Origin of the sequence: Aquiflexum sp. (genome assembly GCF_041749095.1) — a bacterium.
In the GTDB taxonomy this organism is placed as follows: Bacteria; Bacteroidota; Bacteroidia; order Cytophagales; family Cyclobacteriaceae; genus Aquiflexum.
Genome location: NZ_JBGTCA010000030.1, coordinates 1 through 12,814 on the forward strand (window position 1 = coordinate 1; position 12,814 = coordinate 12,814).

General features: G+C 36.9%; 11 protein-coding genes. 5 read left to right on the forward strand and 6 right to left on the reverse strand.

The window, feature by feature from the left end:
• Positions 1–310 precede the first annotated feature (310 nt).
• The 5 genes from ACEW8O_RS02255 to ACEW8O_RS02275 form a co-directional block, all read right to left on the reverse strand.
• Entirely contained in the window at positions 311–643 is a 333-nt protein-coding gene (locus tag ACEW8O_RS02255; RefSeq protein WP_373492997.1) for a DUF5615 family PIN-like protein, read from the reverse strand.
• Positions 644–645: 2 nt separating this feature from the next.
• Complete coding sequence (locus ACEW8O_RS02260) at positions 646–870, reverse strand: DUF433 domain-containing protein (RefSeq protein ID WP_373492998.1); 225 nt, start codon at positions 868–870, stop codon at positions 646–648.
• A 190-nt stretch (positions 871–1,060) separates the two neighbouring features.
• Complete coding sequence (locus ACEW8O_RS02265; RefSeq protein WP_373492999.1) at positions 1,061–1,387, reverse strand: hypothetical protein; 327 nt, start codon at positions 1,385–1,387, stop codon at positions 1,061–1,063.
• Between the two features lie 203 nt (positions 1,388–1,590).
• A complete protein-coding gene (serA, locus tag ACEW8O_RS02270; RefSeq protein ID WP_373493000.1) occupies positions 1,591–3,483 on the reverse strand; it encodes a phosphoglycerate dehydrogenase in 1,893 nt (630 codons plus the stop codon).
• A 414-nt stretch (positions 3,484–3,897) separates the two neighbouring features.
• Positions 3,898–4,749: a DUF2911 domain-containing protein gene (locus ACEW8O_RS02275; RefSeq protein ID WP_373493001.1), complete on the reverse strand. Its 852-nt coding sequence runs from the start codon at positions 4,747–4,749 to the stop codon at positions 3,898–3,900.
• 200 nt (positions 4,750–4,949) lie between these two features.
• Between ACEW8O_RS02275 and ACEW8O_RS02280 the strand changes: the two genes are divergently transcribed.
• A complete protein-coding gene (locus ACEW8O_RS02280) occupies positions 4,950–5,870 on the forward strand; it encodes a 2-hydroxyacid dehydrogenase (protein WP_373493002.1) in 921 nt (306 codons plus the stop codon).
• An 11-nt stretch (positions 5,871–5,881) separates the two neighbouring features.
• On the forward strand, positions 5,882–6,724 hold the full coding sequence (locus tag ACEW8O_RS02285) for a universal stress protein (protein WP_373493003.1): 843 nt from the start codon (positions 5,882–5,884) through the stop codon (positions 6,722–6,724).
• On the opposite strand, the gene ACEW8O_RS02290 is transcribed toward ACEW8O_RS02285, so the two are convergent.
• A complete protein-coding gene (locus tag ACEW8O_RS02290; RefSeq protein ID WP_373493004.1) occupies positions 6,721–7,437 on the reverse strand; it encodes a tetratricopeptide repeat protein in 717 nt (238 codons plus the stop codon). The genes ACEW8O_RS02285 and ACEW8O_RS02290 overlap by 4 nt on opposite strands.
• A gap of 130 nt (positions 7,438–7,567) precedes the next feature.
• On the opposite strand from ACEW8O_RS02290, the gene holA reads away from it, so the two are divergent.
• The 3 genes from holA to ACEW8O_RS02305 all read left to right on the forward strand — a co-directional run.
• A complete protein-coding gene (gene holA / locus ACEW8O_RS02295) occupies positions 7,568–8,587 on the forward strand; it encodes a DNA polymerase III subunit delta (protein WP_373493005.1) in 1,020 nt (339 codons plus the stop codon).
• Between the two features lie 18 nt (positions 8,588–8,605).
• Entirely contained in the window at positions 8,606–11,593 is a 2,988-nt protein-coding gene (locus ACEW8O_RS02300; RefSeq protein ID WP_373493006.1) for a tetratricopeptide repeat protein, read from the forward strand.
• Between the two features lie 15 nt (positions 11,594–11,608).
• Positions 11,609–12,814: TonB-dependent receptor (locus ACEW8O_RS02305; RefSeq protein ID WP_373493007.1), on the forward strand; the 1,206-nt coding region annotated here is incomplete at its 3' end.

Consider the following 12,814-nt stretch of genomic DNA (forward strand, 5'->3'; position numbering starts at 1 on the left):
CTTCCCTCGATTATGTTGTGAATCCGCTTTCTGAAAAGTTTCATCTTGTGACTTATAAGGTTTACTCTTTAAGGCTGGATGAAAGGATTGGGAGGTAAATTTTTCCCAAATGTTGGGGCATCATGTGATTTTAATCTAAACTTATTATGGTTTCTTTTGGCAGTCTGAAGAATGAAAAGAGGGAGTCCAAGACTAAGTCTTGAACCATCCAAACCCACCCGTATTAGGCAGGCTTTAGTCTTACAAAAGGAGGGTTGCACTGAATTTTCTATCATTATCAAATTTCTAGAGACTGTAATCTAAACTCTTTCTAAAAAATTTTAAGAACCGATTGATTACTTTTCAAAAATTGAGTTATTAAATTGATTTGAGAATTGACCAATGCTATTAACTCACGGTTCCGGATATTTCCAGTGGTAATCCAAATCAGTTTTGGAGGTGGTCCATGAATCGAAATCTTAAAGTAAAAATCTTTGTCTTTTGAAATTATTGCATCAAACTGATTTTTAGCTAACTCCCAAATTTCATTATCTGAGGCATCAGATAAGTCAAGCTCTGAAACATGAATTGAACCTGGGAAAGTAGGTTTTAAAACATTCTTTAGCTGAATTGAAAGGTTATCGTCAATTAATATTCCTGACATTTTCAAGAGCGCATCAATGTTCTTTTTTCTAAATCTGCTGCATAAGCCAAACTAGCCAAAATGTCTTCTTTTGTCAAATTTGGGAAATTTTCCAAAATATCCTCAATGGAATCACCCGCAGCCAGATAACTTAATATATCATAAACAGTAATCCTCATTCCCCTGATACATGGTTGCCCCGATCTTTGGTCAGGATTAATGGTAATGTATTCTTTATAATTGGTCATAGAATATTTGTGTTATAGTCACTTAAATATACCACTTTCAGATGCTATACCCAATTTTTTAAAATTCATATTTCATCTCCGCTTTATATTTCAAAGCTCAATCAGTTGGCAGTCTGAAGACTGCAATGAGAGGGTCCAAGACTAAGTCTTGAACCAGTCTAAGCAGAACTGAGTCTTGAAACAAATAAAGCTAATTCCATTTCCCTCCCGCGGAAATGAGGATGATAATAGCCCACAAAATATATAATACAATCAAGGCAACAGGAAGAAACGCAAACCATTTTAGAATTGGATTTGAAGCAGGAGATTTATACGCTTTATAGGCTCCAAATGTGAAAAGGAAAAAAACGACCGATAGAACCAAATGCCAGGTATTGGTAATATCACCAATAAAATCATCATGATGTCCTAGGTTTTTGTTAGCAAAATGGACATAAATCCTCAGAACCAATCCATACAGAAAATTGATAAATGCCAGAAGATATATTACGGTTAGAATGAGAAAGGCTTTCTTCATAGAGGGATGTTAAACCGAAGAAAAATACAAAATTTTTTCTGAATAAAACCCCAATAAAAAAAGGCTGTGATATAATCACCGCCTTAAATCTGGAAATATATTTCAACCATATTTCAATAATATTTCTACCTTATTTCAATAGAGGATATAATATCCAACAATATCAATTAATATCCACCAATATCAATCAATATTTATAAGTATCAATACAACACCCTAAACCTAATAGTCCCAGGAATTGCCTTCATCTCATCAATCAACTGTGGTGAATAGGCTTTGTCAATATCAGAAATCACATAGCCTATTTTTTCATTGGTTTTGAGGTATTGGCCTACAATGTTGATTTCAAAATCAGCCAATATTTTATTGATTTTCGCAAGGACTCCGGGTTCATTTTGATGGACGTGGATCAGCCTGTGGGCATCTTTTAGGAACGGCAATTGGATATTAGGGAAGTTTACGGAATTGTAGGTGTTGCCTGTATTGATATACTCCATGATCTTGCCCGGGACAAACCTTGCTATATTCTGTTGGGCCTCCAAGGTAGATCCGCCAATATGGGGGGTCAGGATGGTATTTTTCATTCCGATCATTTCAGACACAAAAGGCTCTGCATTGTTTTTTGGTTCTTCAGGGAAAACATCAATCGCAGCACCTGCTATATGCCCTGTTTCCAAGGCATCTTTCAATGCCCTGATATCTACCACATGGCCTCTGCTCAGATTCAACAAATAAGAACCAGGTTTCATCTTGGTAATTTTAGCTTTATCAATGATGTTTTTATTCTCTTTTCTTCCATCTACATGAAGAGTAATTACGTCACTAATTGAAAGCAAGTCTTCGAGGGAATCCATCTTGGTGGCATTTCCCAATGCCAATTTTTCAATGACATCATAGTAATACACATCAAGGCCCATATTTTCTGCCAATACAGATAGTTGGGCACCAATATTTCCATAGCCTACGATGCCCAGTTTTTTACCTCTGATTTCAAAGCTTCCACTTGCGGACTTGTCCCACTTGCCCTGATGCATCGCATGGCTTTTGTCATGGAATCCTCTCATCAAAAATATAATTTCTGCTATGGCCATCTCTACCACTGAACGGGTATTGCTGAAGGGTGCGTTGAATACAGCGATACCTTTTTCAGTACAGGTTTCCAGGTCAATCTGATTGGTTCCGATGCAGAATGCCCCGATAGAGATCAGCCTGTTGGCGTTTTTTAATACTTTTTTGGTCACTATGGTTTTGGACCGTATTCCTAATACTGAAACATTTTTGATTTTTTCTGCCAATTCATCTTCTGATAGGGCAGAAGAGATGACTTCTACATTGTAACCTTCTTGGTTCATCAGGTCGATCCCAATGTGGTGGACATTTTCAAGAAGCAATACATTGATGCGGCTTTTTGGGTAGGAGAATTTTTTGTTCATTTTGTTGACATATAGAATTTCATCCAGGCTGGGTGCAATATGGTCGGCTTTGGAGGTTACTTTTGGTCGGCTTACATTTTCAGTGAAAGCGTAGAACTTATTGGCCATTCCGGATTCTTTGATCTCATAATCTGTATAGCCATCACCGATCACATAGATTTCTCCTTCCAGATTCAGGTTTTTGATGGTTTCCGGTTTTCCCCCGTTTTTAGAGAGGATGTTTTCTCTGTTGAAATCTACAATTTTTCCGGATTCATCGTACACAAATTCATTGGCAAAAACATTTTCTGCTTTGATGCCATACTCACCTACTATTGGTGTGATAAAATCCTTGAATCCGTTGGAGATAATGATGATGTTGTCGGCGTTTTCTTCAAAAAACTCTTTATTGCGCTGAAATGATTTGGAAACCTTGTTTTTGAGTGCTTCAACCAATTCACCGATCTGAGGTTTGGTAGCTTCCAGGATATTCAGCCTTCTTTCCAGGCTTTCCCTGAAATTGAGCGTTCCTTCCATCCCCATGTCTGTAATATCCTTGATGGCCTGCAGTTTTTCTGATCTTTTCGGATCTTTGTTCAAACTGATTTCACCCAATACATCCAAGGCTTCTACTTGGGTGAATGTACTGTCAAAGTCAATAATGAATTTCTTGTTCTTGGGCATTACTGTTATAAAGTTTTTACAATCAAGCTTCAAAATTAGAATATTATTAAAAAATAATGCCTTTTATTGAAGAAATACTTTTGAAGATTTAATTCATTTTCTTTGAAATCGATTGAAAAAGATATTAAGCAATATTTGTATAAAAACATTCCCAATCAATCCCTACCTATTTACGATTTGATTCCGGTTTTCAGAATCGTGATAGGTAGAAGCCGGATAATTAAAATGAACAAAAAAAGTGGCAATTGTGAAGCCACTTTTTTTGTTCTTTGTTTTTAGGTGTTTTAATCGAATTGTGGGGGAAGAGAATTGAACACCTATTTTTCCTTCTTGGAAATCCTGAATGTGATTATCCTGAAATTGATATAGTCTGTAGACCAGATTGATATTTATCAATTGAGGTACCATGTCAACTTATTTAATTGACTTTATCAGCCTTTCATTTAAGCCCACATAATCAAAATTTTTCGCTTCCCGTGCCATCTCCATTGATTTTTTTGCACTATCTATCGCTTCTTTTTTCTTTCCAAGACCAAGTTCAATTTTGGCTTTTAGGTGCATGGTCCAATACTTTGCATCATCGGCTACGGATTTGGTTATCCATTCATAAGCTTGGTCCAAGTCTTTATTATTGGTAAAGTAATAATTGGCTGCTTGATAGAATAATCCAGGATTGTTCGGTTCTTGGTCAATCACCAATTCTTGGATCTGTTTCATCACAATGCTGTCCACTTCGGTCTCGATTCTAAACTTTACCCTTGTATTTTCCCATTTGATGGCAACAGTGGTCCCGGTATCGGAAATATCCACGAAGTTGATTTCCATGGTCTCATATTTTTGACCTGTTTTTCCAGGCTTTACTTTGAACCTTAAGAAATCATCTTCTTGATTGTATCCAACTGCTCCCCATAATTTGGTGTTTTTGGATAATATCATAGTCCATTCATTTTTACCTGGTATGGAATACAGGGCATATTCACCGGCAGGGACATTATTTCCTTCAATAATTACATCAGTTTTGAAAGAGATAACAGTGGCTGCATTGGCACCTGTTCTCCAGACTTCACCAAATTGTACTAATTCACCGAATATTTTTCTTCCGCGCATACTTGGCCTGCTATATTCTATACTGACATCGGTAAGTCCAATTTTTTGACTGATGGATGCAGCAGGACTTGCTTGGGGCATTTGGATCTGTTGGGCCATTGTTTCGAAGAAAAAAAGATTGATAATTATCAATTGCAATAATATGGATTTGCTTTTCATTTTTATGTATGTTAATTTAGTTGAATATGCAGGGATTGCAGCAAAGATAATATTTTAATGTTAAATCAATATTGTATTAAATATTCAATAATGAGGCCAAAGTAAAATATAAAAATGGATATTGACCTCTTAAAAACTATGTTTTTTCAATCCGCGATTTGAAAATCATTTTCGGGAAAATTTTAAATAGAAATCGTACTATGGGGATTGCAATAATTTCACCTGGAAGGGATGTTTCAAATTGGACGGATATTTTCCAGCGTCTTGATTCTACTGTTGATATTCAGGTTTTTCCTGATATTGAAGATAAAGAATCTATAGATGCAGTTTTGTTGTGGCAGCATCCCAAAGGAATCCTAAAGCAATTTCCCAACCTGAAGTTAATTTGTTCCATGGGGGCAGGAGTCGATCATATTTTGTCTGATCGGGAGATTCCTGAGCATATTCCAATTGTGAGAATTGTAGATGAGAAACTTACTTTTTCGATGACCAATTATACCCTTATGGGTATTTTAAATTATCACAGACAGATAGTCAGATATCAGGAAAATCAAAAGCAGCGGATTTGGGATATGACGAATCCAGAGATTGATATTCATGTCGGTTTGTTGGGAGTGGGGGCATTGGGAGGTGATGTGATAGAAAAATTGAGATTTATGGATATTCCTGTTTCCGGATATGGAAACAGTGCAAAGAATGATTTAAACTATCCCTATTATTATGGGGATCAATTACAGGAATTTCTGGATCAGGTCAATGTAATAGTCTGCATGCTGCCATTGACAAAGGATACGGAGAATTTTCTCAATATTGAATTTTTCAAATCATGTAAAAAAGGCAGCTACCTGATCAATGTAGCAAGAGGTAAACATTTGGTAGAAGAGGACCTTATGCTTGCACTTGAAAAAGGATATTTATCAGGAGCCCTTTTAGATGTCTTCCGGCAAGAACCTTTGCCCAAAGACCATCCATTCTGGCAGACAGATGGAATTATGGTCACTCCCCATATTGCAAGTGTGACCAATCCTGATGCCGCTGCACCTCAGATCATTGAAAATTACCACCGCATGAAAAACCGTCAACCATTACTCAATTCTATAGACCCAAATCTCGGATATTAACAAGTAACCCTATGAGCACTACTTTTAAAATTGTTTGCCCCACCGATTTCTCGGAATGTTCTTTAAATGCTGTAGAATATTCTGCAAAATTGGGTGAAATGTACAGAGCTGATCTGTATCTTTTCCACGTTCCCGACAAAGAAGACTATCAAAAACTTTCAGCAAATGAATTTCATTCAGGGGACCAATATTCATTTATAGAAAAGAAATTGGAAAGCCTGGTAGAAATAGTTTCCCAGGAGAGTATTCCAAAGGGACTCAAATCCTGTCAGGGCGAGTACAAAGAGGGGAAGACAGTCACCACTATCCTTGAATATGCAGATGGTCTGAAGGCAGATTTACTTGTGGTTGGAACAGAAGGAGTTAATGACTTTAAGCAGAATTTTATCGGTACAAGAGCCAGTCGATTGGTTGAAAAATCAGAAATAGATATATTGGTGGTGCCCAGAAAGGTATTTTTCAAAGTTCCCAGAAAGTTTGTGTATGCCACCGATTATCTAGAAGAAGATAAGATAGCTATTCAAAAAGTGGTGAAAATGGCGAAATTTTGGGATAGTGAGATTGATGTGGTGCATGTAAGTACCAAAATAAAATCCATTGATAAATCACTTCACGTTACCATGATCCAGGAAATGAAACCTTTTATAAAGTATGATAAAGTCAATTTTATTTTGAAGTCCTACAGGGATGAACCTGGTTTGGGACTGGAAAATTACCTTATCATTTCAAAAGGCGACATGCTTGTGACTCTCAGCAAAAAGAAAACTTGGTTTGACCAGATTTTTTCAAATAATATATCAAAAAAGATGTCATACTTTATTAATAAACCTATGATGGTGATCAAAAAATCCTAGGTTTTTTTGTTCGAGCCGAATTTTGACCTAAGAAATTCCCAAAATTCTTTCCTTGTACTTTTATCTGAAACCAACTTAGAAATCACCCCAAGATATCCGGATAAATTCAGATGAGATTCCGGATCAGTTTCTTGATATTGGTTATTGAAATTGAAGTCTTTCTTAGAAATTTGAGGTTTATGATTTTCATCCTGATTGGGATGCTTTTCATAGCCTATCAGGTCATCTGCTTTATCAAAGCTGGATTTTGATTTTTGGATATATCCCAGCTTTTCTTCAACCAAACCTTTGTTGTTGAAGGATACTGCATCTTCAGGGTCCAATTCTATAGCTTTTTCGTAATCTTCAATAGAACCCATCAGGTCCCCTATCCGGTCTTTAAAATATGCCCTGCTTGAATATCTATAAGGATTGGCAGGTTCGAGATTGATGGCCCTGTCAAATTCCGTCATTGCCTCATCATTTCTTTCCAACAAATGAAGAATTACCGCACGGTCACTAATATATGTTGGATTATAAGGTTCACGTGAAATCAGGAAATCAAAATCCTCTAATGAAGAATTATATTCTCCCAATCTGGAATTAACCCTCGCCCTGAAAAAATAAAATTCCAGGTTTGCATCATCCTGATTGATACAAGTATTAATCTGTTCCAATGCCTGCTTAAATTTTCCTTCTTTGAAGAAGGTTACACCTTTATCAAAATTTTCCACTTCAGTGATTCATTTGTTCATTGTAATTACAAAATTAGAGGTAATAAAGTTTAAAATTACTTTACCCATATTACCTGTGCATCTTTTGAAGAACTGAATTCTTTCTATATTTGAAGCGAAAACCTCAACTATGGCTACAAAAGCAGAAGACGTACTCAAAGACCTTAAGTCAGGGAAATATGCTCCGATTTATTTTTTACAGGGTGAGGAGTCATTTTTTATTGATGAGATATCAGATTTTGTAGAAAATAATGCTTTGAAGGAACATGAGAAAGGTTTTAACCAGATTATCATGTACGGTAAAGATGTCTCCATTACTGATGTATTAAACAATGCCAGAAGATTTCCAATGATGGCAGACCGTCAGGTTGTGATTGTCAAGGAGGCCCAAAATATCCAGAATTTAGGAAAAGAAGAACATGATCTGCAATTGATCAACTATGTTAAAAATCCCCTTCCCAGTACCATCCTTGTTTTTGCGCATAAGTACAAAACTCTTGATGGCAGAAAAGCACTGAGCAAAGAGCTGGAAAAGAATGTGGTATTTGTCAAGTCCGAGAAAATCAAAGATCATTTGCTTCCTTCTTGGATAGAATCTTTCATAGCATCAAAAGGACATTCCATCAACAACCAAACAGCCGTTTTCCTGGCTGAAAGTATTGGTAACAACCTTGAAGTTATTGGTAATGAAGTCGGAAAACTTTTGCTGAATTTCAGTGAAAAAACAGCCATTACCAAAGACCATATTCAAAAGTACATTGGGATTAATAAAGAGTACAATACTTTTGAACTGACCAAGGCCATAGGAGTAAAAGATGTGGTCAAGGCCAATAAAATTATTCACTATTTCTCCCTGAATCCCAAAAGTCATCCTTTGATTCCGATTATTGCGCTGATATATAGCCTCTTTAGTAAAATAGCTATTGTTCACTATAATAAGCAAAAAGCTGAACCGGAACTGGCCAGATTGGTAGGAGTTCCTCCATATTTTCTTAAAGAATACAAAATAGCAGCAAATAATTACCGCTTAGGCAAGGTTATTGACAACATTTCATACATAAAAGAGGCTGATTTACGTTCTAAGGGGGTTGACTCCGGTGAGGAAGACAGGGAAATCCTGAGAGAACTTGTATTTAAAATCATGCATTAAATTTTGCAGCAATTACCCATGAAGAGAAGCTTTGTATTGCTTTTGAGTCTCAGCACCATCCTGACAGGATATTCACAATCAGGTTTATATCAATCTGGAAACCAGATAGTTTTGGATGAAAACTTTGAGCTTTTTCAAAAGCAGATGTTCAGTGCCACGAGATTTGAATTTGAAAACCTGAAAGAAGTGCCCATGGAGGAAAACCAAACTGTTTTGGTTGATTTCCATCATGCTGTATCAGCCCTTAAAATCGATAATCCGGGAGCCTCTGACCTCATCTATTATTTTATCAGGAATTATCCCAACAGCCTCAAAGTAAATGAAGCGGCTTTTATTTTGGGAAATCACTTTTTTGACAAAAGAAATTACAGAGAAGCAATTCCCGCATTTCAAAAAGTAAATACTGGAAAGATATCTCCAAAGCAAAAATCAGAAGTACTTTTCAAGACAGGATATTCTTTTTTTCAACTTAAAGACTATAAAAATGCTTTAGGGTATTTCAATCAGGTGAAACCTTTGAGAGAGGAGTATAGTCCGGATGCCTATTATTATGCAGGATACATATCCATGGAAAATGGACAGTTTGACCAAGCCATTGCTGATTTCAAAGAAGCTGACAAAACCCCGTTTTATAGTCAAAGGGTTCCTTATATGCTTTCAGGGATTTATTATAAACAAGGCTATTTTGATGAATTGATCACTTATGGTGAATCGGTTATTCAATCCAGAAAGACATTGGATAGAAAAGAAGAAATCCACCTATACCTTGCTGAAGCATATTTCGAAAAGAGGGGTTTTCAGCAGGCAGCAGTTAATTATGATGCTTTTGTAAATTCAAGAAAAAGAGATTTGGATAGATCTCAGATTTATAAAGCAGGGGTAGCCCAATTTGAAATCCAGAATTACCAGAGGGCAACGGATTACTTTAAGGTTACAGCCGTGATTGAGGATCAGATCGGACAAGTTTCCAGCTATTACCTCGGACATTCTTATCTGAAGCTAAACAATCCTCAGTTTGCCTCCAATAGCTTTAATGCTGCTTACAAAAGTGATATTGACCCAAAAATCAAAGAAGAAGCCTTGGTAAACTATGCCAAGGTAAATCTTGAACGCGGGAGCTTTCAGGAGGCGGTAAATGCCCTTGACACATACCTGACCAACTATCCGAATGGTGCTTATGCCAAAGAAGCGGAAGAAATGCTGACGGATGCTTTGATCAATACCAGCAATTATTTAAGGGCTATAGACCATATCGAGAAAATGCCCAAAAGATCCACAAGGATCAATGCTGCTTATCAAAAAATCACTTTCTACCAAGGCTTGGTGTATTACCGGGACAAAAAACATGAGTTGGCTACTACTCATTTTGACAAATCTTTAAAAGTCCCTGAAGACCGCGATATAGTTGTTCAGACTCATTTTTGGAAAGGTGAGAACTTTTCTTCTCAGGATAATCTGCCCCAAGCAATCCGATCTTATGAAGCGTTGCAGGCATTGAAACCAAGACCTGCAGATCCTTATCTTCAAAAATCATACTATGGTCTTGGGTATTCATTATTCAATACCCAGCAATATTCAAAAGCGGAATCGCAGTTTAAATATTATGTCGAAAGGGTGGGGAGAAATAATGATCCTTCAAATTACGATGAGGCCATGGTCCGGTTGGGGGATATATATTATGTTCAGAAGAGATTTTCAGATGCCCAGAATATATTTCAAAAGGCTATCCAAGAAAATAGCACCTACATTGATTATGCTTATTTCAGGTCAGGCGTTGTCTTTAATTTTCAGAGCAGAAATAATGAAGCCATTTCCCAATTAGACAAACTGCTTAACAACCACCCCAATTCATTGTATTTTGAAGACGCACTATTCCAGAAATCACAGATCAATATGGAAGAAATGAGGTATTCAGAGGCAAGGGATGGATTTGCCAGATTGATCAGCAGCAGGCCTAATAGTCCATTTGTGCCTTTTGCCCTCGAGGGTAGTGCTGTTGCCAATTTTTCAATGCAGAATTACGATCAGACCATTAATGAGTATAAAAGAATTCTGGAAAACCATCCTAATTCTTCCAATGCCGAATCCGCTTTGGTCGGGTTACAGGAAGCATTGACCTTGCAGGGCCGTACCGGTGAATTCTCACAATACTTAAGCCGTTATCGAAATGCCAATCCGGACAACAAGAGTTTGCAGAATCTTGAATACGAAGCAGCGAAAAACCTGTTTTTTGGAGGATCTTTTGATCAAGCTATAAAAGCATTTGAAGGTTATCTAAAGAATTACCCCCAATCAGCCAATACGGCTGAAGCAAATTATTTTATTGGAGATTCCTATTATAAGCTGGACAATAAAGTGTTGGCATTGGAATACTTTTATCGGATTGAAAGGGAAAAGAGTTCACCGCAAAGGTTAAGGGCAGTTCAACGCATTGCCATTATTGAATTGGAAAATAAGAATTATAGCAATGCTATACCATTTCTGAGAGAATCAAGTAAAAATGCACGGAATAAAATCGAAGAATTTGAATCAAACAATGGCTTGATGCTTGCATATTATCATACCCAATCTTATGATTCGGTCATTTTCTTTGCAGACAAGGTTATTTCCTTAGGAAGTGTGACACAGGATGCAATACCTGAAGCCATGTTGCTCAAAGCAAAAGCATTCAGGATGAAAGGTGACAACAAATCGGCAGATGAAACTCTGATGGATTTGGTCAATGAATATAAAACTGTACATGGTGCTGAGGGTTTGTTTCTTTTGGCAGAAAGCTATTCCAAAAAGCCTGACTATACCCAATCCAACAATGCAATTTTTGATTTTGTAGGACCTTTTTCTAACCACGATTATTGGTATGGAAGGTCTTTCATATTGTTGGCGGACAATTACATCAAGTTAGGGGAGGATTTTCAAGCAAAGGCTACTTTGGAATCCATCTTGGAAGGCTCCACGAATTCGGAAATTAAAAAAATGGCAAGGGAAAAGTTGGCTACTATCAAATAAAGAGTAAAGAAATTCATGAAAATAGATATTCATTTTCGATTCGTTTTTGTTCTTTTTGGTATCATTCTGTCAGGAATTTTTACTGAAAAAGCTTTAGGTCAACAGACAGGTGAGGTTAAAGATCAGGAGTTTGTCATTAGAAAGGACAGGGTTTTGACTTTGCCCACGCAGCCGAGAAAATTTGAAAGGGTACCGGCCTTACCTACTCCAAAAAGCACCACGAATTTTGATTATACGGTGAGACCATTTTTTCTTTCTTTACCTCCATTGGATTTAAAAACAGAAGTTGCACAGAAAAATTTTCCCAAAAAGAACGAGGAACTTTTTCCGGGATTTGTCAGGGTAGGATTAGGTAATTATAGTTCACCACTATTGGAAGCACGGTATACCAGTTGGGAAGATGGGGATTATGATTTTTCTGCGAAGGTCAGGCATCAGGGTTTTTATACCGGTCCTGTAGATGGTAGAAACTCTGCAGAGACCTTTACAAATGTGGCAGCCGACGGTACTATTTTCAAAGATGTTTTTCAGTTGTATGGAGGTTTAAAATATGATAGGCATAAATTTAACTTTTATGGATACGACCCCATGAATCCTGTTTTTGAAGACTTTGTGCCCAGCCAAAACATCCTCAACACATTTAAACTAACAGCGGGTATCCAAAACATAGAAAAAATGGATGGCATCAATTATAATGGTAGGCTGAGCATCAGGGGATTTGGAGATAATTACACTGCCTCCGAAAATGAAATTGCATTCATAGGCAACACTGATTTTTGGTTTGAAGATTACCTGAAAACGGCCATAAACATAGAATTGTCTCTAACTAGTCCAAGAGATGAATTGTATTCTGATATCAAAAGAAATTATTTTAAGATCAATCCCTATGTGAGGTATCAAAAAGAAAACCTACTTGTGAAAGCAGGCGTCAATTTGGTTTTTGAAAATGACATCACTCTCAATAAAAATTCAGACTTTCATGTTTTCCCTGTGCTCAACGGACAGTACATGATACAGGATGAATTTGGGATTTATGCTGATTTTGAAGGTGATGTAATCAGGAATACTTACTATGATTTTGTGATGGAAAATCCGTTTTTGGGACCAAGTGATCAGTTGCTCAATACCATCCAAAACTTTAAAACAGGAGCAGGAGTAAGAGGCAAATTATTGGATGAATTTACTTATGAGGCCGGATTCAATGTTGGAAGATACAGAAAC